Annotated in this window: 23 protein-coding genes and 3 pseudogenes; 17 read left to right on the plus strand and 9 right to left on the minus strand. The window is 61.5% G+C overall.

Translation table 11 applies throughout. The annotated features are described in order from the left end of the window. Nucleotides 1-306, plus strand: a pseudogene (locus tag DJ81_RS09400) (IS6 family transposase); the annotation flags it as partial. A 443-nt stretch (nt 307-749) separates the two neighbouring features. On the opposite strand, the gene DJ81_RS09405 reads toward DJ81_RS09400, so the two are convergent. Then, nucleotides 750-1,085 carry a repressor phrH2 gene (locus tag DJ81_RS09405; protein WP_094589431.1) on the minus strand — a complete coding sequence of 112 codons (336 nt, stop codon included), beginning with the start codon at nt 1,083-1,085 and terminating at the stop codon, nt 750-752. Further along, nucleotides 1,086-1,415 carry a helix-turn-helix transcriptional regulator gene (locus tag DJ81_RS19645; protein WP_094589433.1) on the minus strand — a complete coding sequence of 110 codons (330 nt, stop codon included), beginning with the start codon at nt 1,413-1,415 and terminating at the stop codon, nt 1,086-1,088. A 387-nt stretch (nt 1,416-1,802) separates the two neighbouring features. Here DJ81_RS19645 and DJ81_RS09415 point away from each other — a divergent pair, with 387 nt between their 5' ends. The 6 genes and pseudogenes from DJ81_RS09415 to DJ81_RS19885 all read left to right on the plus strand — a co-directional run. Beyond that, on the plus strand, nt 1,803-2,126 hold the full coding sequence (locus tag DJ81_RS09415; RefSeq protein ID WP_094589435.1) for a helix-turn-helix transcriptional regulator: 324 nt from the start codon (nt 1,803-1,805) through the stop codon (nt 2,124-2,126). 222 nt (nt 2,127-2,348) lie between these two features. Next, on the plus strand, nt 2,349-2,855 hold the full coding sequence (locus DJ81_RS09420; protein WP_094527064.1) for a hypothetical protein: 507 nt from the start codon (nt 2,349-2,351) through the stop codon (nt 2,853-2,855). Next, nucleotides 2,855-3,199, plus strand: a complete 345-nt coding sequence (locus DJ81_RS09425) for a hypothetical protein (RefSeq protein WP_141212560.1) — start codon at nt 2,855-2,857, stop codon at nt 3,197-3,199. The genes DJ81_RS09420 and DJ81_RS09425 overlap by 1 nt, the downstream gene beginning before the upstream one ends. Before the next feature lie 134 nt (nt 3,200-3,333). Continuing rightward, on the plus strand, nt 3,334-6,213 hold the full coding sequence (locus tag DJ81_RS09430) for a plasmid replication protein RepH (RefSeq protein WP_212589838.1): 2,880 nt from the start codon (nt 3,334-3,336) through the stop codon (nt 6,211-6,213). A gap of 44 nt (nt 6,214-6,257) precedes the next feature. Then, nucleotides 6,258-6,752, plus strand: a complete 495-nt coding sequence (locus DJ81_RS18780; protein ID WP_141212561.1) for a hypothetical protein — start codon at nt 6,258-6,260, stop codon at nt 6,750-6,752. 156 nt (nt 6,753-6,908) lie between these two features. Further along, nucleotides 6,909-7,129 (plus strand): annotated as a pseudogene (locus DJ81_RS19885) (hypothetical protein); the annotation flags it as partial. Nucleotides 7,130-7,527: 398 nt separating this feature from the next. Here the strand turns inward: DJ81_RS19885 and DJ81_RS09435 are convergent. Both DJ81_RS09435 and DJ81_RS09440 read right to left on the minus strand, forming a co-directional pair. Beyond that, nucleotides 7,528-8,166, minus strand: coding sequence for a bifunctional 4-hydroxy-2-oxoglutarate aldolase/2-dehydro-3-deoxy-phosphogluconate aldolase (locus DJ81_RS09435; protein ID WP_094527062.1), 639 nt, complete (start codon nt 8,164-8,166; stop codon nt 7,528-7,530). A 59-nt stretch (nt 8,167-8,225) separates the two neighbouring features. Further along, the gene (locus DJ81_RS09440) at nt 8,226-8,972 is read right to left on the minus strand and encodes an IclR family transcriptional regulator (RefSeq protein WP_094527061.1); all 747 of its coding nucleotides are present in this window, start codon (nt 8,970-8,972) and stop codon (nt 8,226-8,228) included. Between the two features lie 324 nt (nt 8,973-9,296). Here DJ81_RS09440 and DJ81_RS09445 point away from each other — a divergent pair, with 324 nt between their 5' ends. Genes DJ81_RS09445 through DJ81_RS09470 form a run of 6 tightly spaced genes read left to right on the plus strand, consistent with a single transcriptional unit; the run spans nt 9,297 to nt 15,754 of the window. Beyond that, on the plus strand, nt 9,297-10,649 hold the full coding sequence (locus DJ81_RS09445) for an ABC transporter substrate-binding protein (protein ID WP_094527060.1): 1,353 nt from the start codon (nt 9,297-9,299) through the stop codon (nt 10,647-10,649). 19 nt (nt 10,650-10,668) lie between these two features. Beyond that, nucleotides 10,669-11,739 (plus strand): carbohydrate ABC transporter permease, encoded by a 1,071-nt coding sequence (locus tag DJ81_RS09450; protein WP_094527059.1) that lies wholly within the window; start codon nt 10,669-10,671, stop codon nt 11,737-11,739. Next, a complete protein-coding gene (locus tag DJ81_RS09455) occupies nt 11,739-12,575 on the plus strand; it encodes a carbohydrate ABC transporter permease (protein ID WP_094527058.1) in 837 nt (278 codons plus the stop codon). The genes DJ81_RS09450 and DJ81_RS09455 overlap by 1 nt, the downstream gene beginning before the upstream one ends. A 3-nt stretch (nt 12,576-12,578) precedes the next feature. After that, a complete protein-coding gene (locus tag DJ81_RS09460) occupies nt 12,579-13,700 on the plus strand; it encodes an ABC transporter ATP-binding protein (protein ID WP_094527057.1) in 1,122 nt (373 codons plus the stop codon). Between the two features lie 10 nt (nt 13,701-13,710). Continuing rightward, a complete protein-coding gene (gene dgoD, locus DJ81_RS09465; protein WP_094527056.1) occupies nt 13,711-14,859 on the plus strand; it encodes a galactonate dehydratase in 1,149 nt (382 codons plus the stop codon). A gap of 40 nt (nt 14,860-14,899) precedes the next feature. Further along, nucleotides 14,900-15,754, plus strand: coding sequence for an SDR family NAD(P)-dependent oxidoreductase (locus DJ81_RS09470; protein WP_094527055.1), 855 nt, complete (start codon nt 14,900-14,902; stop codon nt 15,752-15,754). Nucleotides 15,755-15,796: 42 nt separating this feature from the next. Here the strand turns inward: DJ81_RS09470 and bga are convergent, their stop codons facing one another. Continuing rightward, nucleotides 15,797-17,896 (minus strand): beta-galactosidase Bga, encoded by a 2,100-nt coding sequence (bga, locus tag DJ81_RS09475; protein ID WP_094527054.1) that lies wholly within the window; start codon nt 17,894-17,896, stop codon nt 15,797-15,799. 92 nt (nt 17,897-17,988) lie between these two features. Between bga and DJ81_RS09480 the strand changes: the two genes are divergently transcribed. Then, entirely contained in the window at nt 17,989-20,007 is a 2,019-nt protein-coding gene (locus tag DJ81_RS09480; protein ID WP_094527053.1) for a glycoside hydrolase family 36 protein, read from the plus strand. A gap of 325 nt (nt 20,008-20,332) precedes the next feature. On the opposite strand, the gene DJ81_RS19200 is transcribed toward DJ81_RS09480, so the two are convergent. Continuing rightward, nucleotides 20,333-20,473, minus strand: coding sequence for a hypothetical protein (locus DJ81_RS19200; RefSeq protein WP_170938288.1), 141 nt, complete (start codon nt 20,471-20,473; stop codon nt 20,333-20,335). A gap of 3 nt (nt 20,474-20,476) precedes the next feature. Beyond that, nucleotides 20,477-20,743 (minus strand): hypothetical protein, encoded by a 267-nt coding sequence (locus tag DJ81_RS09485; RefSeq protein ID WP_094527052.1) that lies wholly within the window; start codon nt 20,741-20,743, stop codon nt 20,477-20,479. A gap of 537 nt (nt 20,744-21,280) precedes the next feature. Here DJ81_RS09485 and DJ81_RS09490 point away from each other — a divergent pair. Next, nucleotides 21,281-21,532 carry an AbrB/MazE/SpoVT family DNA-binding domain-containing protein gene (locus tag DJ81_RS09490; RefSeq protein ID WP_094524336.1) on the plus strand — a complete coding sequence of 84 codons (252 nt, stop codon included), beginning with the start codon at nt 21,281-21,283 and terminating at the stop codon, nt 21,530-21,532. Continuing rightward, a complete protein-coding gene (locus DJ81_RS09495) occupies nt 21,533-21,967 on the plus strand; it encodes a PIN domain-containing protein (protein WP_094524337.1) in 435 nt (144 codons plus the stop codon). A gap of 37 nt (nt 21,968-22,004) precedes the next feature. Here DJ81_RS09495 and DJ81_RS09500 read toward each other — a convergent pair. Then, nucleotides 22,005-22,263, minus strand: a pseudogene (locus tag DJ81_RS09500) (transcriptional regulator TrmB); the annotation flags it as partial. A 520-nt stretch (nt 22,264-22,783) separates the two neighbouring features. On the opposite strand from DJ81_RS09500, the gene DJ81_RS09505 reads away from it, so the two are divergent. Then, entirely contained in the window at nt 22,784-23,275 is a 492-nt protein-coding gene (locus tag DJ81_RS09505; RefSeq protein WP_094527050.1) for a hypothetical protein, read from the plus strand. Nucleotides 23,276-23,492: 217 nt separating this feature from the next. On the opposite strand, the gene DJ81_RS09510 is transcribed toward DJ81_RS09505, so the two are convergent. Then, nucleotides 23,493-24,203, minus strand: coding sequence for a hypothetical protein (locus DJ81_RS09510; protein ID WP_141212562.1), 711 nt, complete (start codon nt 24,201-24,203; stop codon nt 23,493-23,495). Nucleotides 24,204-24,499 lie beyond the last annotated feature (296 nt).

The following is a 24,499-nucleotide window of genomic DNA, read 5'->3' on the forward strand; positions in this document are numbered from 1 at the left end:
GTTCGGCTCTATCCAACGAGAACGAACGCGATCTCCTCGATGTTTCTCTCAGAACTGCGTGAGAAACATCAGGTCGACGACGCAATCTTTCTCGTCGATGGTGCTCCGTGGTTACAGGCGGCCTGTCATCGTCACGGGCTCCGATTCCAACACGTTACACATGGGAATCGGAATGCCGTCGAACGTGTCTTTCGTGAAGTAAAACGACGAACAAACCAGTTCTCAAATACGTTCAGCCATGTCAAGCCGAATACCGCTGAAAATTGGCTTCAAGCGTTTGCCTTCGCATGGAATCAGCTTATCTAAACACTACCAGTCGTTAGGCTAACTCCTATGCCCAATGCAATATTCCATTCAGATATATAGCTAAAACGAGGTACGGATACTGTTTGTACGTGACTCAAATACAAGTTTGATAAAATCGAGATAATATAAAAAACTAGTAGCACGGCAAACCCGCGAGATTTACTCAATTGTTCCAATGTTAAAGGAGTAAACTGCGCCGCACTCACTTGTGATGCTAGTACAAATATCGAGAATACTATTCCTACAAATGCTCCTTCTACAGTTGCCATTGTGGTGAATATGTGACTATCAACGGTAGATCCTCGTGTAAGGTAAGCAAACACTGTTCCAGCGAACAGAGATGCTATAAGAATGGCAATAGTCAAACGAGCTTTTCGGGGCACGTGTTGTATTATCAGCCGACTGTAAAATATTTAATATTTGTTGTTCTGTTATTTGTACTATTAGAACCCTGCCCATTCACTAGGCCTAGTAGCATGAGGCGGTCGGGGACCGGGCTCGGGAACGTCGAGTCCGGGGTCAACTTCCTCACTCAAATATTGCCGCCCCCACGTCGTGATCGACCAGTAGATCTCAAACCGGCCGTCGACGATCTCCTGTTCGTAGCGATCGACGAGCTCGGCGTCGAGCAACACCTTACAGCGCTCGGTGACTCGTCCGGGGCTCACGGTGCCGGTGAGGTCGAAGCCAATCTCCCAAGCGTCGGAGTCGCCCACATCTGCGAGCCGTTCGAGGACTCGCTCATCAAGCCCATTCATCCACGGAACGGAGTCTCGCATTCAACTGGCGCCTCCGTTTGAGGTTTCACCGTTGGTCGGGTCCTGTGGCTCGACGGCGTGGCTGTCGTCATCGATGTAGGTCCAATTCTCGGTATCAAGCCGACCGTCAAGATAGGCTTCACCATCGTCGGTGATCATATAAACGCCGTTTCCGAGGTCTTTGACGAGTCCATTTTCGGCCAGTTTCTTACACCGGCGATGGACCTGCTGTCGAGAGTATCGAATTGGGCCTTCCCGTTTCATTTTGGTAGGAGAGCCGGATTCGTGCTCAGATAGATACTCCAGAATGCGGTCATCTACTGCAGTCATCCAGTTACCCGCATATCTCATATATGACTTTGATGTACCGTTGTCCATATTACGGTCGTTTATCACTTTTAGGCACCGTCGTTACATTGAAGTTACCGCGGTGTTTCAGAGCAACAACGGAGCCCGAGTGACGAACCCTCGGCTAGTGAGAAATTGTAGGATCCCGGTCGCGGTGCTGAGACACCCGACCGGGTCGGGTTCTGTGCTGAAACCACAGAACCATGCCAACGAAGGCAACTGCGGGGCTTAAGCCCTGCGCGACGGCTGACGAACTGTGCGGGCGAACGAACGGCTGCGGTCTCTGCGAAGCGCCGGCTGACGGCTACGACGCGGCGTTCGGCGGCGCGCTCTGCAAGGAGTGCGCGTCCGCGTTCGGCGACCTCCGCAGCGACGTGCACGGGGTGCGCGGTGAGTAGCGTCGACACCGGTGAGAGCGGGACCGCCACAGGCGACACCCTCGCCGATCTCACCGCCTTCCAGCGCGATCTCCTGTGGGCGCTCTCCCACGACGACGCCCGCAAGGGACTCTCGCTGAAGGCGGAACTCGCCGGCTACTACGGCGATGAACTCAACCACAGCCGCCTCTACCAGAACCTCGACGAGCTCGTCGAGTGCGACCTCGTCGCCAAGCGGGCGCGCGACAAGCGCACCAACGAGTACCGCCTCACCGAGTCGGCCCGACGCGCCCTGGAAGCGCGCCGCGCATGGCAGGCGAGAGGTGAGACGGCGTGAGCCGCACGCGACCGTCGTCTATCCGATTCGACGCCCGCGAGACCCTCACGGGTGACCTCGACGACGTGACCGTCCGACAAGCGGTGGAGGGCCACGCGTGATGAAGAAACTCTGGCGATGCCGCCAGTGCGACCGGCTCGTCAACCGGTTCGTCAACGGCTGGGTCTGCCCGCGCTGTGGCTGGTGCTGCGGCCACTCATTCGCCCGCGTGAATCGGGGACCATGAGTCGGGACAGCGAGCAGCACGCCACCGCGCCCGCAGCGAGGTCCGCCGCGGGCGACATCATCACGGATCTCGATCAGCTCTCGCTCGCAGCCACGTCGAGGACGTGCCAACACTGCGGTCGGTCGTTCATCGAAGGCGACGACGTCGTCGCGTACGTCCACAAGCCGGCCGAACAGCGGATCTACGAGGTCGGCCACTGTGTGTGCGCACACGCCGAACATCGCCAGCAAGCGGTGTTCACCCTCGGTGTCCACGAACTGATGGTCACCGGGCGCATCGGTGTCGCCTCTGACGCGGCGACCCAATCGACGTGGCCGATTCTCATCGACCCGGTACCCGTGGGCGTGAGCGCGCCAGCGACGACGACGATCCGCTGGCTGCCGCCCGAGACACCACTCGCCGAGCAGGTCGTGCCGACGGCGACCCAGCGGCAACAGCGCCGGACAGCCCGGACACAGGTGACCGTCGGTGGCCATCAACCAACGGTGGAGGGTGACGACTGATGTCGCCGCCACACTTCGTCGACGACCGTCGGAACACGACGACCGGCCGCCATCGTCCACACCCACCCACGCCGAAGCAAGCAGTAGACGTGGACACCGTGCGCGCGACGATCGCGCACCTTCGTCGTGCCCTCACTGCGAGCGACGCTCACAATCCGGGCGCTGTCAACGCGGCCCTGTTGCAGGCCACGATGGCGATCGAGGAGACTTGCCACCCCAAGATTGCGGCCGCACTCCGGACTGCCCGCGGTGTCGATCCAGACTCGCGAACGCTACGGCGGTACATCCGGCAGCTACTCCGGCGGCTCATCGCGGTGGTCAACTGTTGGGAGCCATCCGAGTGATGCCAGCCAACGATCACTCCCGAGTGCCGCGTCCACAATCCACCGGACAGGGCCGCGAGCGTGGCGTCCGTCTCGTGCGTCCACCCGCTAGCGATGAGGCGGCTGGTATCCGCTGTGCCGCGGTCTCGCCGCGGATGACCGAGTGGGTGCCAGATGTCCTCGAACAGCTTCGCGAGGGAAGCATCGAGACGGTACGCGCACAGACAAATCACACCGACGCGTGGCGTGCGAGCTCATCGATACTCGATGCGACGCTCCCGGCGTGGAACTCCCTCAACGACGCGTGGGACGACGCGACCGCGGAGGCGGTCGCATACACGCAGGCGATCACCGAGCTCGCCGTAACCGACACTAATTCGACCGCCGAGTCGACGTATCACGAGCGGCGTCACGAATCGTTAGTCGAAACGGTCGAAGCAATCGGGACGGGACGCGGCGCCGTCAACGCCGGACTCGGGGCGCTCGCGAAGGGGCCGGTCGCGCTCCATCGCGAGTTCGATCCCACCCCACGAGCGATTACGTTGGTCCTCGGTGGGCCAGCATGGACCGAACTGACTGACCGTCGGACCGGAGTCCGTGCACTCGCGGCGATCGCCGTCCTCGCAGACGGATTCGACGTCCGGGTTGTCGCCTCGCCGGCACTCCAGCACGAACTCACCCACCGGTACCCGCGGTGGACCGAGGTCCATCTCGGTCTTACTGACAGCCGGGACCGGTCCCCCCAACAGGGACACCGCGGTTCCGATGAACCAGCTGCACCCACCGACATCACACAATTGGCGTGGATCGCTCTCGATGGACTCGCGTCCGCACCCGGGAAACGGCAGTTACTCGCCGTGTTACCCACCGAGAGTGGTCTGACGTACGCCGAGCTCGAAGCCGATCCCGAACTCGCGATCGAGCGCGGGACGATCGGTCGGTACGTCATCGACTTGGAGTCGCGAGGGTTAGTTGCGATCGACCGGCGTCGAGAGCACAACACAGTTCGGCTCACCGACCTCGGGGAGACGGCCGTCAGTAAGTGTCTCACGCCGGATTGTGAGCTCCACCACCCGGACCAGACCCAGTTGGCACACAGTCTTACCGCGACCACTCACGATTCACCAAGTACAGTGTCGCCCCCGCGAGGGGCATTGGGGACCGAACCGACCACGGTCGAATCGTGGCTTGCGGCGACCGGCGACGGCGACGAGGGCTACGTCCAGCGGATCGACACCCACGACGCGGCGTCGATCCACCAAAGGTTCACCATCCCGGCGGAGACTGGAGCGGTTACGCTCGTTGATGACCCGGTTGAACCGTTTGACGACGGTCGAGTGAGCTACTTCAGTCACCTCGACGGCGAGTGTCTCGCCATCGTCCAGTGGGGCGGTCCACTCGCCACACTGGGACGTCTCGCGGGTGTCTTACTCAGCGACACGGCCCTGTCGGAGGTCCTCACACCGACGCGACTCGGTGAGACGTTCGCGAACATCCACGGTGGGTCCGGCGGACACACCGGTTCACCCGGCCGGACTCTGCGTCGCGGTCAGCAAGTCGGCTGGTTCAGCGAACACGAGGAGGTGTACGAGAACTGGCGTGACCGGATCGAGAGCGTCCGCGAGACGCATCTCACTCGCCTCAGTTCGCTCACCGATAGCTCCGACAGTGCGGCCCGTGGTGAGTTATTCGAGGACCTCCACGGACTCATCGCGACGGCGACCCAGCTGTATCACGCTGCTGGCGTCGATCTGACCCTAACGGTCCGGCTGCCGGACACCGAGACACTCGCCCAAAGCGAAACGAAGCGAGACGATCTTTGTGACTTCATTCGGTATACGGTGCCGAAACAGTCGGTGTACGGCGTTCACTCAGGCTATCGGATGTTGTTCGAAGAGCGTCCGGCGAAGCTCAAGCGACGGTTGCCGTACGACATCGAGACAGGCGCTTCGATGGAGCTAACAGCGTCGTGGGTGCTCGCCGGACCGACGGCGACAACGCTCCAGACAGCCATTTCCGAGGCGCTTGCCGCGGAACTCGACACCCTCCGCGAGGCGATCGCCACCGGCAACGAACGGGCACCGACGCTAACCGTGCCCGTTCGCGACGGGACGACATACGCGTCGCTCCGCCGGATCGTCGACGAACTCGCCGTGGAGTACGACACCGGGTGGACGCCGCGTGTTCGACGCGAGCTCACGCGGTTCTGCCTCCGATCGTTCGGCCGCGAGGTGCCACACCGAGCGAGTCCGTACGACGCGGTCACCTGTTTGGTGCGAGCACTCGATGACCCACGCCAACAGGAGTGGGAGCCAGCAGTGATCAGGGCGGCGACAACGCTGCCGAGCAGTCGCTTCCGCCCTGACCTCGCACCGACGGCGACGAAGCTGTACGCGACGCTACTCAACGCGTCTGAGCCACGTGGTCGGCAGGAACTCATCGAGCGCGCCGACATCTCGGCCAGTAGCTACGACCGCCGTATTGGGACTGTCAGCGATCTCCCTCGTGTTCGGCCGACAACGGTGGGCGGACACCGGAAGTGGTACGCCGTCACACAGACGGAGGCGGCTAGTGCGGGCCAGAGGCCGGAGCGCTCACGCCACCCTCTACGGGCTCGCCCGACCACCGCGCGTGTCACTTCAACTGCTGGAGACAGCCGCGGCGATCCAAACAGGGCGGTGAGGGGAGATGTCCAACTGACAAGACAGTTCAGAAGCGGTCCTACTCGATCAGCCGAGATCCGGACGGCGACGGCAGGGCAGCCAACGCTGCATCGGTTCCGAGCCTCAGGCAGGCCACAAAAGAGGCCGCCGGCTACCTTGTGGAGGTATCGATTCCAGGTAGATTCTCCAGCAACGGAACAGGCGGGAGTGGACTCGCGACACAGCAAGCAGTCTACCAGATGCATCGCTCGCACACCGATTGCCGCGAAGACAACTCACGACACACAATGGCCCGATCGACTACGGACGAATTCGACTGGGAGAATAGAGATTATCACCAAGACGCCCTTGTGGACGGATTCCCCCGTCTGAATATTGTGAATTACGAGTATGAGACAGGGTATCGGAAACACCTCGTGAAACTGCTTGAGAAGTACGACTGGGACGTTTCGACAGAAGTGTGGGATGACAATCGAAATGGCCGGGTTGATATCTTCGCAGAGCACCCGTCTGTCGGATGTATTGGGATCGAGGTCAAACGGACGCCTAAACGACAGGGCGGGCCAATTTCTGAGGGGATCGCACAGCTACTGAACTATCGCTCCTACACCTACGAGGAGTTCGACGTCGACTATTGGGTACTCGCTCCTGGCTTTGATGTCTCAACTGGACCTGGGGGAATGCCGTCAGAAAGAAAAAAACAGGTTCAGATCCAGTTACAGATGATACTTGTCGAACTTAAGATGGGAATGCTCGTCCGGTGGAAAAGATCGATTCTGTTCGGAAAGAGCCCTACACCGAGAATTAATCCACGGCATCCGGAATACTTCGACGAAGCAGATCGGCGAGCGCTTAACGAGACTATTAACGGCCGGAGCTGGGATGCAGGTGAGTACGAAGCAGGAGAGTAGATTCCCACTCACCGAGGTCGATTCCGAAGTATTCCAAGATCATGGCTGCTACAGAGGCCGTAACAAGCGAAAGAACTGTTTCCACAGCAGTTTGCCCGACCATCGACCACGAACCATCAAAGAAGAGCGCAATGATGGTCCAGCCCACGAGCCCAAACGACAGTCCTCGAACAAGCCGAGTACGTTGTTGAGCAACACGACCAAGTCGCCCGAACGACTGACAACCAAGCCCACGAGGACCTCCGATACGCCGTCCACGGGGTGCTCGAAGGCGAAGCGGAACACCCCCAGCGGGCTGGACGCAGACTGACGGCGTGACCGTTGGCTACGGGAGCGGCGAGGCGATGTACGACAGCTGGGGCTATGTAAAAGACTGGGGGAGACCTTCCCGTTACGGAGAATCAAGGAGAAAGCCTCGCGCTTCAACGCGGGGATGAATCCGACAGTTCTCTACAGTAACCAGGACTCTCAGAGGCATACACCGAAGTGCTAGAGGCAGGGTTGGATGAATTGGAGAGTTGAATATCCAGCAACAACGTAGTTCGCACATGCTACTGTAGTTGTCGGATTCACCCCACGGCTAAACCCGTGGGCTTTCTCCTTGCCTATCTGTAGGGTCGTGTAGTTAACGGTGGGATCTGTGATGAACGCTATTGCCGAGTGGTTCGATAGAGGTAGTTTAAGTGATGACAATACTTGCGGTGGGTCACCCTTTCTTACCCAACAGATAGTCCGTGACAGCGTCGAATAAGTAGGCTGTGGTGACCAAATCCGGTCAATCCCGAGTTGCCGAGACAGCCTCGACGACCGATTGGGCGTTTGCCGCAACCCGGCCGTACGAATCGTCGGCAATTGCATTGTGGTCAACGATTGAACTACCGACACCGACCGCGACTGCACCGGCCTGGATGTAGGCGCCCGCGTTCTCCGCACCGACGCCGCCGGTCGGGACGAGGGGGATCTGCGAGAGGGGGCCGCCGATCGCTGCGACGTGATCTGGTCCCCCAGTCTTTGCGGGAAATACCTTCACCGCGTCGGCGCCGCCTTGGTAGGCTTCAAGCACCTCAGTCGGCGTGTAAGCGCCCACCACGATCGGCGTTCCGTAGCTGTTCGCCGTTCGGATGACGTCACGGTTCACCGTCGGCGTCACGAGGAACTCCGCGCCTGCGAGCTGTGCCGCACGCGCTGTCTCCGCGTCGAGCACGGTGCCCGCGCCGACCAGCACGTCCTCGACCCGATCCGATATCAGCTCGATCGATGCCATCGCGTTTGGCGAGTCTACCGTGACCTCAAGCGCCGTCACGCCGCCGTCGACAACGGCATCCGCGACCGCCCCGGCGTCGTCTGTGTCTACGTCCCGGAGGATTGCAATTACTCCGCTGTCCGTGATTCGGTCTAGTCGGTCAGTTTGCATGGTGAGGCCCTCCCTCGGAGGAGTATTAAATCAAACCGTGTCGAGGATGATCGTGCGCGTCACAATAGTTCGAGTTCGATTGTTTTCGCGGCACTGGAAACGAGCCCGGCCGTGTCTTCCTCGAGCCGTTTCCCCTGCATCTCGTCAGACGGCCCGGAGACGGTGACTGCGCCCACAGGATCGCCGTTGACGACGATAGGAGAGGCGACGCACTGCCAGTTCGCGTCGAGCTCGCCGCGATCGAACGCGATTTTTCGGTCCCTGATCGACCGGAGTTCGGAGCGAAGCGTCGCCGGGTCCGTCACGGTCCGATCAGTCTTTCTATCGAGCCCATAGCGGTTGACGTACTCGTCAACTGCGTCCGCTGACCGGAACGCGAGAATTGCCTTGCCCGCCGCGGCCCCGTGGAGTCGGACGCTCCCCCCTACTGCGATTGGATGGTCGTCATTACCGATCCGGTGTAAGTAAATGGCGTCCGCTTCTTCCGGAACCACGAGGTTCGCGACCGCGTTTGTGTTCTGCGCCAGTTTTCGTATCTCGCTTTGTGCCGCCTGATAGACGGTATTCCGTTCTCTCGTCCCGAACCCGATCCGCAGGAACCGATGGGTGAGCTCGTAGGTCCCCTCGATGTTCTTCACGTAGCCGAGCGTACAGAGCGTCGAGAGGTGGTTGTGAACCGCGCTTTTCGAGACATCCATCGAATCGGCTAATTCGGTGACTCCGGCGCCGTTACGCTCGTATAGTTCCTCGACGATCTGCAGGGACGTTGCCGTCGCCTGAACGGAGATGGTGTCCGGGTCTCCCATCGTTTCTGAGAGTGGTATGGGAGACAGCGGTATAACACTTGTTTAGTATAGGAGAACACAGTCGTGGATCAGAACATAATATTGGGTATAAAATTTATAAATTAAATATATTATACCCGCAATACTAGGCGGACGCGGCATAAATTTGAAAAAACGTATATAACTGGGCTCTGTTCAGCTTATGAAAACACAAATAATGCGGTTCTGAGCTGTTTTTAGGACAAATGTCCAGTAATTTTATATAGCTGTAGCATGAGGAACGGATAGTCAGGTACGATCATGACTAACAAACCAAACTACGCACAATACGGGCGACGTCGACTCATGAAAGGCGCGGGAATCGCGGGGCTCGCGGGACTCGCAGGGTGCATCGGAACCGGCGATCCCGAAAGTGGAGGGGATGGCAGCGACGGTAGCGACGGCAGCGATGGTAGCGACAGCAGCGATGGTAGTGACGGTAGCGACGAGAGCGACAGCGGCAACGGCATGGCGTCGGAGATCAACGTGTGGGGGTGGGACGTCGCCGCGCGAGCGCTGATGATAACTTCCGAGGAGTACGAGTCCGAGAACGACGCAACGGTTGCCGTCGAGGAGTTCGGTCGGTCCGCGATGAAAGACCGGCTTCAGACGAACCTGCTTTCGGGCTCCGGCGCGCCGGCGGTCTCCATGCTGGAGTCGGTCGACGGTCCCTCGCTCATCGACACGGGCTCCGTCGCACCCCTCTCCGACGAGATTGAGGAAGCGGGTGTCAAAGACGACTTCATCTCCGGGAAGTGGGAGGCGCTCACCGTTGACGGCGACATCTACGCGCTCCCGTGGGACACCGGCCCGACGGCGGTGTACTACCGGCGGTCGGTGTACGACGAACACGATATCGACCCGGACGGCATCGAGACGTGGGCGGACTTCATCGAGGAGGGTCAGAAGCTGCCCGACGAGCAGTACATGCTCAACCTCCCCGAAGGGGACCTCTCCGGCGTCTGGCGGTACCAGTTCCGTCAGCTCTCCGGCGAACCCTTCCTCGAGAGCGGCGAGGTGAACATCCACAACGAGAAGTCGCTCCGCGTGGCTCGCAACATCAAGGAGATTTACGACGCCGACATCGCGGCTAACATTGAGGGGTGGACGTCCGCTTGGTTCAGCGCCTACGGCGACGCGACGATCGCGTCGCTCCCCTCGGCGGCGTGGATGGAGGGGACGCTGCGCGCCGAGCTCCCCGACACCGCGGGCGACTGGGGCGTGTTCAAGATCCCCGCGCTGGAGTCGGGCGGCCCGCGAGCGTCCAACTGGGGCGGCTCCAACCTCATGATAGCCGACCAGGTGTCCGACGACAAGAAGGCTCGCGGCTGGGACTACTTGCAGTTCTCGCTGGCGACCGAGGAGATGCAGCTGGCGATGTACGACGAGTACGGGCTCTTCCCGGCGCTTGAAACCACCTACGAGGACCCGGTCTTCGAGGAGGAGCTCGACTTCTACGACGGACAGCCCGCGCGGGCGCTCTTCGCCGAGGTCGCACAGGAGGCTCCCGGTTACCGGTTCACCGAAGACACCCCCGAGGTGTCGCAGGCCATCGAAACGGAGCTCCAGCGTATGATTAACGGGGAACAGTCGGCCGAAGAGGCCGTGCAGGCGGCCGCGGAGACGGTCGCCGAGAACACCGATCGGGACCTCGCGTAATCCGGGAGGAGTCGATCGCATGGCCACTTCTGACGAAACAGACGATCGCGTCGGGCAGGCATATCGCCGCCGTCTTCGCGGTGCAGTCGGGAGAGCGACGCGACGGTCGAGGCGAGCGGCGCGACCGCTCTGGGACCGGTTCCGCTTCGCCAGACAGGACCTGACGGCGGCGACGCCGACGCTGCCGCGAGTCGCGTACATATTCATCGCGCCGTTCTTCCTGTTGTTCAGTGCGTTCCTGGCGTTCCCGGTGTTTTACACGCTGTACCTCTCGTTTTTCGAGTACCGAGGAGTCGGACAGGGGTCGCTGTTCTGGATCGACCTCGGCCCGTTGTACCTCGAGATCCCGCAGATCGCACAGCTGGAGTTCATCGGGCTCGGGAACTATGCCCGCCTGCTCAGCAACGAGCTGTTCTGGCAGTCGATGTTCAACACGTCGTACATCTTGGTGATACAAGTCCCGCTGATGATCGGGCTAGCGCTCGCCCTCGCGCTCGCGCTGAACGCGTCGTTTCTGCGGCTTAAAGGAGTGTTCCGCACAGCGATCGCGTTACCCGTCTCGGCGAACCTCGTGGCGTACTCAACGGTGTTCCTGCTGCTTTTCAACGAACAGCTGGGATTCCTCAACTACGCCCTCGCCGGCGTCGGACTCGGCCCCGTCCCGTGGCTGACCGACGCGTTCTGGGCGCGGAACACGATCATCGCGGCGGTGACGTGGCGGTGGACCGGATACAACATGATCATCCTGCTGGCCGGGCTTCAGACGATCCCGCAGCAGCTGTACGAGGCCGCCGAGATCGACGGTGCGAACCGGTGGGAGAAGTTCCGATACGTCACGCTCCCGCAACTCAAACCGGTGTTCCTGTTCGTCATCGTCCTCTCAACGATCGGGACGTTCAAGCTGTTCGCCGAGCCGTACGTGATCACCGGCGGCGGTCCGACCAACTCGACTATCACTATCGTGCAATACATTTACCGACAGGCGTTCGTTAACTTCAACCTGGGCTACGCGAGCGCGCTCACGGTCGTGTTCGTCGTGATCGTCAGCGTGTTCTCTGTCGTCCAGATCAAGATCGGGGGTGAGGACTGATGCGCGAACAGCGCCGGAAGGACGCGGTCTGGCAGTTCCTCACGTACGCCTTCGTCGTCACAATGGTCGTGGTGATGATGGTCCCTCTGTACTGGATGCTGGTGGCGGCGACGCTCCCGCAGGAGCAGTTCCTGCAGTTTCCGCCGCGGCTGGTACCCGGGACGGCGTTCCTCGACAACTTCGCGGCCCTGCAGGAGCGGCTCGACTTCGTCCGGACGATCCGGAACAGCGTCCTCATCGCGGTGATCTACACGCTGCTCTCGCTGGTGTTGTGCTCGATGGCCGGCTTCGCGTTCGCAAAGTACGAGTTCAAGTTCAAGGAGCCGATCTTCTACGCGATCTTAGCGACGCTCGTGTTGCCGATCCAGCTCCTCGTCATCCCGCTGTTCCTGCTGATGGCACAGCTGGACTGGACGAACACGTTCCGAGCGATAATCCTCCCGTGGGCGGCGAACCCCATCGGAATCTTCCTCATGCGGCAGAACATGAAATCGATCCCGGACGCGTTGCTGGAGTCCGCCCGGATGGACGGGGCGACGGAGATCCAGATATTCTACCGGATCGCGCTCCCGACGATGCGGTCGTCGCTGGCCGCGCTGGCGATCATCCTGTTCCTGTTCCAATGGGACTTGTTCTTGTATCCACTCGTGATCCTCGAGAGCGCGGACATGTACACGATCCCGATCGGGTTGGCACAGTTGACCGGCTTCCAGCGTATCTACTACGATCAGATCATGGTGGCGGCGACGCTCGCTATCGTCCCGATGGTCGTGTTGTTCTTACTGCTGCAGAAACAGTTCGTTAGCGGCATCCTCGCGGGGTCGCTCAAGGAGTAACCAATGTCAGGAATCAACATCTCTGAGCTCGATAAAGTGTACGACTCCGGAACTGAGAACGTGGTCGCGGTGAAGGACCTCTCCGTCGAGATCGACCACGGCGAGTTCCTCGTCTTGGTCGGGCCGTCCGGCTGCGGGAAGTCGACGACGCTCCGCTGTCTCGCGGGCCTTGAGGACGTGACGGACGGCTCGATACGGTTCGGCGACGTAGACGTCACGGACCGCCGGGCCAGCGAACGTGACGTGGCCATGGTGTTCCAGAATTACGCGCTGTACCCGCACATGACCGTCCGGGGCAACATCGGCTTCGGGCTGAAGCTCTCGACGAAGCTGACCGGTGACGAGATCGAACAGAAGGTCGAGAACGTCGCCGAGATGCTCGGTATCAGCGAACTGCTCAACGAGAAGCCGAAGTCGCTCTCCGGTGGGCAACAGCAGCGCGTGGCACTCGGACGGGCGATCGTTCGGGAGCCATCTGTGTTCCTGATGGACGAGCCGCTCAGTAACCTCGACGCGAAGCTCCGGTCGGACATGCGGACCGAACTGCAGGAGCTCCAAGCCGATCTCGACGTCACGACGGTGTACGTCACGCACGACCAGACGGAGGCGATGGCCATGGGCGACCGGATCGCCGTGATGGACGGCGGCGTGCTCCAACAGGTCGGCGCGCCTGAGGACGTGTACCGCTCGCCCGTGAATCAGTTCGTCGCGGACTTCATCGGCTCGCCGAGTATCAACCTCTTTATTGCCGACGTCGACGGCGCGACCCTTCGGGGCCCCGGCGGGTTCACGTACGAGCTCGCCAACCCCGAACCGGTCGCGGGGCACGACCGCGTCAGCGTCGGCGTCCGACCTGAGGACATCACCGTCGTCGAGGCGGGGCAGAACACCGCCGACGTGACGGTCGTCGAGCCGATGGGGAACGAGAACTTCCTCTACATGGAGATGGCCGGCCACGAACTCACCGCCCGCGTCGCACCGGCGGTCCGGCCGACGGAGGGCACGCACGTCCCGTTCGACTTCAAGGAAGCGGCGCTCTACCTGTTCAACGCCGAGACCGGCGACGCGCTTAAGACCAAGACGGACACCGTCGACTCAGCAGTCGTCGGGACAACTGAAGACTGACTAACCTACCATGTACATCACCGACTACGAGCTGTTCGAAGTACCGCCCCGCTGGTTATTCCTGAAGCTGACGACGAGCGATGGCACCGTCGGCTGGGGAGAGCCGATCGTGGAGGGGCGGTCTCACACGGTCGTCGCCGCGGTCGAGGAGCTGCTCGACAACTACCTACTCGGCGAGGATCCGACACGGATCGAAGATCACTGGCAGGCGATGTACCGTGGCGGATTCTATCGCGGCGGCCCCGTGCTGATGAGCGCGATCGCCGGCGTCGACCAGGCGTTATGGGACCTCAAAGGGAAACAGTTCGGCGCGCCCGTCCACGAGCTGCTCGGCGGTCGCGCACGGAACCGGATCCGCGTGTATCAGTGGATCGGCGGGGACCGACCGGCTGATGTCGGTGACGCCGCTCAAGAGAAGGTCGATGCAGGATTCACGGCGCTAAAAATGAACGCGACCGCGGAGCTACGGCCTATCGATACCCCAGCCACCGTGGACGACGCGGTCGACCGGATCGCGGCTGTTCGGGAGTCGGTCGGCGACGAGGTCGACATCGGAGTCGATTTCCACGGGCGTGTGTCGAAACCGATGGTTCGGCGGCTTGCGGCCGCGCTTGAGCCGTACGACCCGATGTTTATTGAGGAACCGGTGTTACCTGAGCACAACGATGCGCTCTCGGGTATCCGGCAGTCGACGACGATCCCGATCGCAACCGGCGAGCGAATGTACTCGCGGTGGGATTTTAAAGAGGTGTTCGAGACGGACGCCGTGGACCTGATCCAGCCGGATGTCTCGCACGCGGGCGGGATCACGGAAATGAAGAAGATCGCGTCCATGGCCGAGGCGTACGACGTGTCGATCGCGCCCCACTGTCCGCTCGGACCGATCGCACTCGCGTCTTGCATTCAGGTTGACGCGTGCACGCCGAATGCGCTGATCCAAGAGCAGTCGCTCGACATTCATTATAATGAAACGAGCGACGTGTTGGACTATCTCGCCGATCCGACGGTGTTCGAGTACCGCGACGGCTTCGTCGACATCCCCGAGGGAGACGGCCTCGGGATCGAGATCGACGAGGAGTACGTCCGCGAACAGCGCGGCGACGTCGATTGGCACAACCCCGTTTGGCGGCACGACGACGGCTCCGTCGCGGAGTGGTGAGCCGGATGAGAACTCGAACGCGCCGACACGGAGGCGAACTATGACACGCCGACACGAGTCCCCGACCGAGCACGCGGTGTCCGGCCGGTTCGCCGGCGAGACCGCGATCGTCACCGGGTCGACGCGCGGGATCGGCGCCGGAATCGCGGAACGGCTCGCCGACGAGGGGGCGAACGTCGTCGTCAGCGGTCGCACCGTCGAGGCCGGCGAGGCCGTCGTCGACCGGATCGCGGATCGGACCGCGGACGAGTCGACCGACGGCTCGCGGACCGGCGACGCGACCTTCGTCCGCGCTGACATGCGCGACCCGGACGACGTGGCGGCGCTGGCGGAGGCGGCCGCCGAGCGGTACGGGTCCGTCGACGTGCTCGTGAACAACGCTGGCGTGCAGACGGAGACGGCCGCCGACGAGGCGACGCTCGACGACTGGGAGTTCGTCGTGGAGACGGACTTCCGAGCGTACTGGCTCGCCGCACGAGCAGCCCTCGCGCACATGGACCGCGGGGCAATCGTGAACGTCTCGTCGAACCACGCGTACGCGACGATGCCCGCTCACTTCCCGTACAACGCGGTGAAGGCGGGCATCAACGGCATGACGCGGTCGCTGGCCGTGGACTTCGGTCCACGCGTCCGGGTGAACACGGTCGTTCCCGGCTGGGTGGAGATCGAGCGAACCCGCGAGGAGCTCCCGGAGGGGCGGTTCGAGGAGGTCGAGTCGATCCATCCGACCGGTCGGATCGGCACACCGGCCGATGTCGCCGGGGCCGTCTCGTTCCTCGCGAGCGAGGACGCCGCGTTCATTACGGGGGCCGCCCTGCTCGTGGACGGCGGACGCGGCGCAGTGATGCAGGACGACACGCTCCCGAACTACCGGACACGGGAACGGTCGAAATAACCGACGGCCACAACCACTAGGGCTTCTGACGGACGTGCTCAACTACGGCTTAGCGACCTGTAGTCCATCGACACGGTCTCCCTCGATGACGGCGACTCCGTACGGTCCCACAAAGCTGCCGTCTGCTGATGAGTCGCCGTCGAGTGCCACGTCGACGTTGTCCCGGTTGGTGTCGTCCACTACGAGCGAGTCTGGATCGATTCCCGGCAACTGAAGCCGATCGCTCGTGAAGTTCGTCACCCACGTATAGCCGCCGCGGGACCCGACTCGGACGCCGTCTGGAAGCTGATCGGCGCGTCGGACATCCGCGCGTTCGAGCAAGTCTGACGCGAGCGTATCTGCCAAGTCAGCCCCGGGCCAGACCCCGCAGTAGGTGACCTGGCCGTCACCGACCACATTGGTGACGACTGCCGGCCGACCGTTCGCCGGACCATCGACGTCGTACACATACATGGGTTCAGCAGCGTTGGGAACGAGCCATTCGGCCCAGGTCCGAAACTGAACGGCCTGAATCACGTCTTCATCGACACCGCTGTCAGTGGGGCTGTCGACTCGCTGGACCGCGGTTTGGAGGCGTCGCGGCAGCGACTCGTGCTGGTCGATGTCCGCACCGACGAGATCAGCTAGCGGGCCGGGTTGGGGTGCCGGCCGGAGCTTGTTTTCCGCGTCCTTCACGCCGGTTCGGGGCCCGAAGAGGAGCTCCCCACCGTCGGCGACGTAGTCGCTCAGCTTGTCGGCGAGACCTTCGGTAACGAGGTGGAGTGCGGGCGCGACGACGGCCGCGTACCCGGAGAGGTCAGCACTCGGTGGGATCACGTCGACCTGTACGCCGTAACTGCGCACGGCGCCGTAGAAGGCCTCTTGGAGCGCCCAGTAATCGAAATCCGGCGCGTGCGGCTGAGTGTCAAGCGCCCAGAGCGAGTCGTAGTCGAAGATAGTCGCTACCGGAGCGTCCACGTGAGAAACACCGTCGAGTGCGGTGAACTCCTCGGCCGTTCGCATAGCGTCACCGTACCCACGGTCAGGCGAGCCGTCCGCCTTCCGGAGTCCGGCATGGTACTGTTCTTGGCCTTCGAGACAACGCCGCCACCTGAAGTAGAGGACAGCACCGGCCCCGTGGGCGGTGGCGTGGTGAGCCCACAGCCGCATCGCGCCCTCACCCGGCTGCGGACAGTGTGGTGGCCAGTTCACATCGCCCGGCTGCTGTTCCATCACCCAGAACGGCCGGTCTAGCGCGCTCCGGTAGAGGTCGTGGTCCATCCCGACTTGGTCAGGGTCGCCGGCCCGCAACTGGTCCGGTGACGCCTCCGCGTCGTAGCGGTCCTGGACGAACCCCGTCGGGTACGAATCCCACGCGACTCGGTCGAGATCAGCACTCACGTCATACGCGTTCAGCGTCGGGAATCGTCCCATGAAGTTGTGGGTGACGAACCAGTCGGGGTCGGCCTCGCGTATCAAGTCGGCATGGACGCGATTGTACTCGACGACCGAATCGCTGGCGAAGCGTGCGTACGCCAGCAAACGCGAGGGGTGATGTTCGGCAGGGGTCGGGCCCGGCGGATCGACCTCCTCGAAGGCTCCGTACTGTTGGCTCCAGAACGTGTTCCCCCACGCCTCATTGAGCCGGTCGATGTCACCGTACCGGTCCGCGAGCCACGTCCGGAACGCGTCGGCGCAGTCGTCGCAGTAACACCGGACAGTCCTATGACAGCCGAACTCGTTGTCCGTCTGCCAGCCAGCGACGTGCGGCGAGTCGGCGTATCGCTCGGTGATTTGCTTGACGATCCGGGTCGTCTCCTCGTGGTACGCGTCGGAGTTGAAACAGTAGTGTCGGCGGCTGCCGTGTTCGCGGACGGTCCCGTCGGCATCTTCTTGTCGGATCGACGGTCGCTCGTCGACCAGCCACTTCGGTGGCGTCGCCGTCGGCGTGCACAACACCGCCTGCATCCCGTGGTCGCCGATGAGTTCGACAGCTTCGTCGAGCCACTCGAAGTTGAACGTGCCACGCTCGGGCTCGAGGGTTCCCCACGAGAACTCCGCCATTCGCACGTACTCGAGGCCGGCGTCTGCCATTGCAGCGATGTCGCGTTCCCACTCCTCGCTCGGCCAGTGTTCGGGAAAGTAACAAACTCCGATACGCATAGCGCATCCACTCAACCGCGCCACCTAAGCGTTCGGATAGGTGGGTATGAGAAGACGGTGTGATATTTATATGGGCGAAAGGACCGTGTGGTATGAAGAAACGCAGGGCGGACGCCACCGCAGTCACGTACGACCCGACCAGCCACGAGGTCACGATCGCGGATGACGCCGGGAATTTACTCGTCGGGGCCCTTGACGCGGCCGCAGTCGATGGCGATAATGAGCGAATGCAGGTCGCGGACGTGTCACTCTCGACCGAAGCAGGCGGCGTCGAAGCGATTTGCACCGTCGAGAACGCTAGCAACGAGCCGGTCCGGGCGGGCGACATTACTTTTAGGTTCGAGACCGCATTCAGCGCGGACGCGCGCGTCTACCGGCACGGATACCAGTCGTGGTCGTCGACGGGTACGCTCCCGGTTGGGGAGCGCTTCCCCACGGAGAGCCCAGACAACGCCCCGATGATGAACGACCTCGCAGCGTCGACTGACGACCGGACCAGCAGTTACCTGACCGGACTCGTCGAGGACGACCGATACGTCACGGCGGGGTTTCTCGAGCACGATCGCTACTGTACCCGGTTTGAGATCGACGACGACGACAGTGGCGTCGCAACACTCCGCGCGGTGTGCCCGCTCGAAGGGACACGCCTAGCGCCCGGCGAACAGTTGGCCCTCCCGCCGCTGTGGGTCGACGCTGATCGTGAGCTTCGGGAAGGGCTCGCTGCGTTGGCTGACTGCGTCGGCGAGCGGATGAACGCTCGCGTGCCTGAAACTTCACCGACCGGCTGGTGCTCGTGGTATCACTATTTTACCGACGTCACCGAAGCGGACGTACGAGAGAACCTCGCCGAACTCCGCGAGTGGGGGATTCCAGTCGACGTCGTCCAAATCGACGACGGGTACATGGAGGCGTTCGGCGACTGGCGATCGATCGCCGACGGGTTCGAGGATATGAGCGACGTTGCGGACGACATCTCAACCACCGGGTACCGACCGGGGCTGTGGCTCGCGCCCTTTTACGTGGAGGCCGGTGCCGACTTGCACGCCGACCACCCGGAGTGGTTCATTACGGAGCCGACCGACGCGGCTGCTGATGGGCCGGGAACACCCGTCGACGGCGGCTTCCGCGCCGGGTCGTCGCTGTACGGGCTTGACACGACGCACCCGGAAGTTGTCGACTGGCTTCGAGAGACCGTGTCGACGGTCGTCGACGACTGGGGGTTCACGTATCTGAAGCTTGATTTCCTCTTCGCAGCGGCGCTACCCGGTGAGCGATACGACGCTGAGGCGACCCGGATGGAGGCGTACCGTCGAGGGATCGAGACGATCGCCGAGGTGGCCGGTGACGACGTATTTCTCCTCGGGTCCGGCGCGCCGATGGCCCCAAGCGTCGGACTCTTCGACGCAATGCGGATCGGCCCGGACACCGATCCGACCTGGGAAACACCAGGGGAATCGGGGAGCCAACCGGCATTAAAAAACGCCGTCCGCAATACGCTCACGCGGAACTACTTGCACCGGCGCTGGTGGCTCAACGACCCCGACTGCCAGCTCGTTCGGGACACGAGCGACCTCACCGGAGCCGAGCGCGAGGCGTTCGCAGCGCTCGTCGCCACGACTGGTGGTGTAAACGTGTTCTCGGACCGGCTCGCGGAGATCGCTCCGGCCAGTCGACGGCTACTAGAACGGTCTATCCCGCCCGCGAGCGACGCCGAGGTCGCGGGGCTCGACGCAGAGCGGTTCCCGTCACGTGTCATCTGCGACCGACCGGGCGACGAGACCACGACTGTCGCACTGTTTAATTGGTCAGACGAACCGTCGACGGTCCGATTCGACGCATACGAACACTTAGAGAGAGGCTCGGGAGCCGACCCAATCGTGTGGGACGGCCTGTCGGGCACGCTCGTTGACGGCCCGGTCATCGAGCGGAAACTACCGCCGCACGGCGCGGCGGTGTTTGCCGCCGTCCCCGCCGACACCGGCGACTTACTCGGCGACGCCGCAACACTCACGGGCGGATCAGATCGCACAACAACGGCGACGCTTCGAGACGGAACGCTCGAAGCAGCCGTCGACGGAGAGAGCGTCACGTTCGTGCTCAACCGAGAATGACTGGTTCACGGCCGCCGTTCGTGAACTCCGGCAAGAGGTCCTCGACGTTCCCCACGCCTACGTGAACTGCTAGCAAGCGCAGCTCGCGGCTCCCGAAATCTGTTCCGTGGCGGGCCTCTAGACGACGGGCCGCCACGTCGACCTGTTTGCTGACCGGAAAGAGGCGTGCCCGCCGAGTAAGGCTGGCCTTCGCTCGAAGAGTGCCTCGACAGCTACAACCTCCCGGTCCCGAGACCGTATCCTGGCCGTCCAGAAATGATCGGAGTTCCCACAGGGCATCATAGAGCCCCTCCTCTGACGGTGGTAACGGATCGGGTCTACCCGCTCATCCGTAGCGGTCGCCGGCGGCGTCATCGACGAACAGCGTCGGGTGATTCTCTTCGTGAACCTCGTGAGCGATGCCGTCGGGTGTGAGCGTCCATCGGGCGAGGTGACCGTCTCCGAGAGACTCCGGCGTGCGCGTCACGGGTTATGTGTCGGTGAGTGAGTCGACTCGTAACTCGGGTTCGGCGATCCGGCGTTCCTGTTCAAGCGCGATCGCCATCCACACCGGCGCCAGCAGGTCGGAGTGGTTGAGGTGACCGGCGGCGTCGGCGCGATCGCGAGCGTACATGAACAGGTGGTCGAACCGGAATTGATCCTCGCCCCGGAGCGCTCGTCGCGCTCGTCGGAACGCGCTCCACTCGTTTTCGACCGCTCCCAACCGATCTCGGTACGTCGGATTGGTCCGTCCCATTACGGAGAATCAAGGAGAAAGCCTCGCGTTTCAGCGCGGGGATGAATCCGACAGTTCTCTACAGTAACCAGGAGCTTCTGGTCGGGTGTTTTAACTGAGTGATTGTCATACTGCTAGGTAGCCGAGGCGGTCTACCCGCCCACCTAATCGGACAATATCGGGATTGCCCGAATCCACACAGAAAGCACCCTTTCTGTTGTGGATTTCGGGATGCAGTAAGAAGTACCTCTGAATCCCAAGTCGGGATAGGAGTAACGGCTGATTGACACAGCCAGTAGCCGTCACCGGGACAGCTACAAACCGTAAACACCCCAACCCAGCGGTACGGTGCCGTGGGAACCTTCGCCCTTCAGGGCGGAGAGGATGTCAACGAAAGTGTGTACCCGCTTCCGGGTGCCTTTTCCGGCCGACGACCAGACGGCCGGCTCCCAACAACTCCAAGATAGCTCACCATCCTCTTCGTCGGAACCGCTCTCCTGTTACTGAGTAGTGTGACGGCACACTATGCTTTTCACGGTCAGTCACATACCGGGAAGTATGAGCAGCGACAGAATTGACGCCGAAAGCAAGGTGTCTGGAAACCAAGCGAATATTCCCGCCCGGATTCGGCGGGAACTCGGTATCGACGATGGTGATCAACTCCGTTGGCATCTCGAAGACGACGGGAGCATTCGGGTCCACGTTGTCCGACAGCAAACAGGCACGTTCGCCGACTTTGACGGCTACGATGGTGAGGAACCGACCGATGTGACGAGCGATCACGACGCCTGGGGCGTCGACGTCGAGTAAATGCCGCGAGCACTCATCGATACGACAGTCCTCTTTGCCGCCGCATACCGGCAGGATGGATCCCACGATGCCGCGCTTCCCGTGCTCCAAGGAATCGACAATGGAACGCTCCCTGAGGCAGTCGTCCTCGACTACGTACTCGCTGAAACGCTCAACGGCCTCACGACCCACGCCGGCCACGACGCAGCCGTGGATCTCCTCGATCGCATCGAAGAAAACGCCCGTTTCCACATCGACTCACTCACCACTGACGCCCTCGCGACGGGGAAGGCTCTCTTCCGCCAACACGAACCGCTTTCGTTCGTCGATGCCTGCATTGTCGCGTATATGCAAACCGAGGGGCTCGGCTACCTGTATGCGTTTGACGACGATTTTGACGCTGTCGAGGATGTTTACCGACTCGATACAGCGACGAATCCCTACGACCCAAACTGACGCTGGCAGACGGCACGGCTGGTAACGATGTTCGATCTCAGGGTAGTTGCCCCTCGTAGTCAGCCGCCAGCTCCCGGAACTCGTCCCCACTCCGGGAGCCGAAAGTCGTCGACCTCGCCGTGCGTCTCGAGGTAGCGGAGCGAGGCGTCGATTTCGTCTTCGAGGCCATACGTCGCCGCCTACTCCCGGAGATTTTCCTCGTCAACGTCGACGTGGCTGAGCAGGAGGAGACAGTACGAGCGGTGGCGGCTACCGTCATTGATTAACAGCGTGTGACAGCAGAGCTCTGCCGGGGACTTCTACGGATTCAACAGATCAGACCATTCCGAGGCTGTCCGCGATCGCTATGGCCATGCACCACAGTAGAAGAGATCACCTCAATTATCGAAGCGACACCTTAACCAACAACAAATTCAAGCCATCGCTTTGTTGGTTAAATTGCTAGCGACGAACAGATCGAGCTCACCGCCGAGGAGGTCGCGGAGATTGCCCGGCGAACCGAGAGATCGGGGCTGGAAACGAGGGGATCGCCCTCCAAGCGGCGCTCGGCCGTATCTCAAAGGGGGCGCGTGAGTTCACCTACGAGGACATTCGCAACGAGATCATCATCCCACCGGGCGGGGTCGGCGCGTTCGCGGCTGATAGCGAGGAGCCAGTCGAGGACGAGTCGGTCAACGAGGAGGCAACCGAGAAAGAAGCACTCGGGGAGGCACGTACAGAGGAGCCAGCCGAGGAGCCGCCCGAGAAGACGGCCACACAGACAGACGCCACAGAAGCGAGCCACAGGCCGGAGACGTGGCCACAGATAGCAGTCGTGTGACCCCCAAACAGATAGCCACAGACGGTCGGATCGACCTCTCCGTGGGGGCGATCGAAGCCTTCGCTGACGGCGACTACCACCCGACCGATCAAGAGGAAGTAGACCTACAGGCCGTGGTTCGTAGCCTCTCCGATGGTGGCCGGCGCGAGATACAGACCGTCGACGATGCGAGAAACGCGATCAGGCACTCACCCGAGAACGAGAAACCAGAGCCGAAAGACGAGGCGCCCGTCACCAGCGCGAGTAGCGACCAGAGTGCCAGCGCGGAGAACGGCGAGCCCGCAGCGACCGGTTACGAGCAGGTAGACGACGACCTTGAGGACTCTTGGTCAGGGATCGTCGACGCCGAAGTCGAGTCTGGAAACCACCCCGACGACGTCGAGTCTGACAACGAGATCGACTCCGTGTTCATGGACCGGTACGGGAGTGAGAGTGCCGGGGAGTCCTACCAGCAAAGCGGAGATGAACAGCGCAAAAGCTCAGACTGAGTCAGTCGGGAAGTCCCCGTAGACCGCAGGGTCTACTCTCAATCACCGTCGGGAAACGTTGCTTCAAGCGGGCTTGGAGGAGGCCTTTTCGGAGACATAATTTCGGCCATAAATCAAAGTAAACAGTAAGCGAGATACGGCGGTAGATCCACGGTGAGATCGACAACAATTCCGACGAGCCATCAAGCCGATGTACGCAGTCTACTCAGGGGAGAACCTACGCGTGTTCCTCGCTCTCTACAGGTGGGTCAAGTTGCTCGGAGTCGGCCTCATCGATCGACTCGGTGAGATGGTTGTACGCTGAAACACGGAGCTCTCTGAGCGCCTGTTCGTCATCAATATCTGCGGCCGCCACCGCATCCATGTCGATCCCAAGTACCTCGGTCAACACGAAATTCTGTTGTGGGAACGCCCGGGCGATCGCTTCGAGCTTGGCCCCCAGATTACCCCCGATCGCGCCCGTCCGATTTTGCTTAATCGTCTCCATATCCTCAGACAAATTTTCAACCGTTTCGCGTAGTTCAGAAACCTCCGTCCGAAGTTCCTCGATCTCCGCCGACGAAGCCGCACCCGAACCGCCCTCACGACCGTCGCCCGACGAGCGCGATTCCTTGATCTCAGCGACTACCCGATGGCCTTTGTCAGTCAGTTCTACCGACCGTGGACCAAACCCCTTGCCCTCTACTCGGGGACCATGTGAGCGGATCAAATTCAGACCATCATCGGCAAGCCCACGACTGTCGTCACCCTCCCGAGCGCGGTAGTCGATCTGATTTTTCGAGAGGCCCGACACCTGTTTGAGCACCGTGACGTTCGCGACTGTCTCCCCCGGATCAGTATTATCATATTCCGTAGGGTTTTCTTCGATTTGTTTGACAGTCGACAGAAACTCTACGTCGTCCTCTTTCAGACCGTAGTCAGTAATCACACTCATATTGAGTTGGGGACTCGTTGTGAACCACAATTCGCCCCACCCGCTTAACTGTTTAGGGGGATGAATTATGCCACCTGAATCAGGGTCTAAAGTTCACGGTGTGTGAAAATCATGCCCTGAATAAGCCCCTAATCTGCAACCCCCCGTGAAGAAAATCCGGAATTAGCCCCCCTGATTAGCCCCTGAATTTCAGGGGGTGTAATTCCACCACCATATTAGAGGGGTGAACGTACCCCACCCTGAGAGATTAGGCCCTAATTATCCCCCCTGAATACCCCGGTGTTTTCTCC

Origin of the sequence: Halorubrum sp. Hd13 (assembly GCF_002252755.1) — an archaeon.
GTDB lineage: Archaea > Halobacteriota > Halobacteria > Halobacteriales > Haloferacaceae > Halorubrum.

Bases quoted from the DNA above. Each gene is read 5' to 3' on its own strand.
- DJ81_RS09405 (WP_094589431.1), bottom strand. From the start codon at position 1,085: ATGCGAGACTCCGTTCCGTGGATGAATGGGCTTGATGAGCGAGTCCTC.
- DJ81_RS19645 (WP_094589433.1), bottom strand. From the start codon at position 1,415: ATGAGATATGCGGGTAACTGGATGACTGCAGTAGATGACCGCATTCTG.
- DJ81_RS09420 (WP_094527064.1), top strand. From the start codon at position 2,349: ATGAGTCGGGACAGCGAGCAGCACGCCACCGCGCCCGCAGCGAGGTCC.
- DJ81_RS09425 (WP_141212560.1), top strand. From the start codon at position 2,855: ATGTCGCCGCCACACTTCGTCGACGACCGTCGGAACACGACGACCGGC.
- DJ81_RS09430 (WP_212589838.1), top strand. From the start codon at position 3,334: ATGACCGAGTGGGTGCCAGATGTCCTCGAACAGCTTCGCGAGGGAAGC.
- DJ81_RS09435 (WP_094527062.1), bottom strand. From the start codon at position 8,166: ATGCAAACTGACCGACTAGACCGAATCACGGACAGCGGAGTAATTGCA.
- DJ81_RS09440 (WP_094527061.1), bottom strand. From the start codon at position 8,972: ATGGGAGACCCGGACACCATCTCCGTTCAGGCGACGGCAACGTCCCTG.
- DJ81_RS09445 (WP_094527060.1), top strand. From the start codon at position 9,297: ATGAAAGGCGCGGGAATCGCGGGGCTCGCGGGACTCGCAGGGTGCATC.
- DJ81_RS09450 (WP_094527059.1), top strand. From the start codon at position 10,669: ATGGCCACTTCTGACGAAACAGACGATCGCGTCGGGCAGGCATATCGC.
- DJ81_RS09455 (WP_094527058.1), top strand. From the start codon at position 11,739: ATGCGCGAACAGCGCCGGAAGGACGCGGTCTGGCAGTTCCTCACGTAC.
- DJ81_RS09460 (WP_094527057.1), top strand. From the start codon at position 12,579: ATGTCAGGAATCAACATCTCTGAGCTCGATAAAGTGTACGACTCCGGA.
- dgoD (WP_094527056.1), top strand. From the start codon at position 13,711: ATGTACATCACCGACTACGAGCTGTTCGAAGTACCGCCCCGCTGGTTA.
- DJ81_RS09470 (WP_094527055.1), top strand. From the start codon at position 14,900: ATGACACGCCGACACGAGTCCCCGACCGAGCACGCGGTGTCCGGCCGG.
- bga (WP_094527054.1), bottom strand. From the start codon at position 17,896: ATGCGTATCGGAGTTTGTTACTTTCCCGAACACTGGCCGAGCGAGGAG.
- DJ81_RS09480 (WP_094527053.1), top strand. From the start codon at position 17,989: ATGAAGAAACGCAGGGCGGACGCCACCGCAGTCACGTACGACCCGACC.
- DJ81_RS09485 (WP_094527052.1), bottom strand. From the start codon at position 20,743: ATGGGACGGACCAATCCGACGTACCGAGATCGGTTGGGAGCGGTCGAA.
- DJ81_RS09490 (WP_094524336.1), top strand. From the start codon at position 21,281: ATGAGCAGCGACAGAATTGACGCCGAAAGCAAGGTGTCTGGAAACCAA.
- DJ81_RS09495 (WP_094524337.1), top strand. From the start codon at position 21,533: ATGCCGCGAGCACTCATCGATACGACAGTCCTCTTTGCCGCCGCATAC.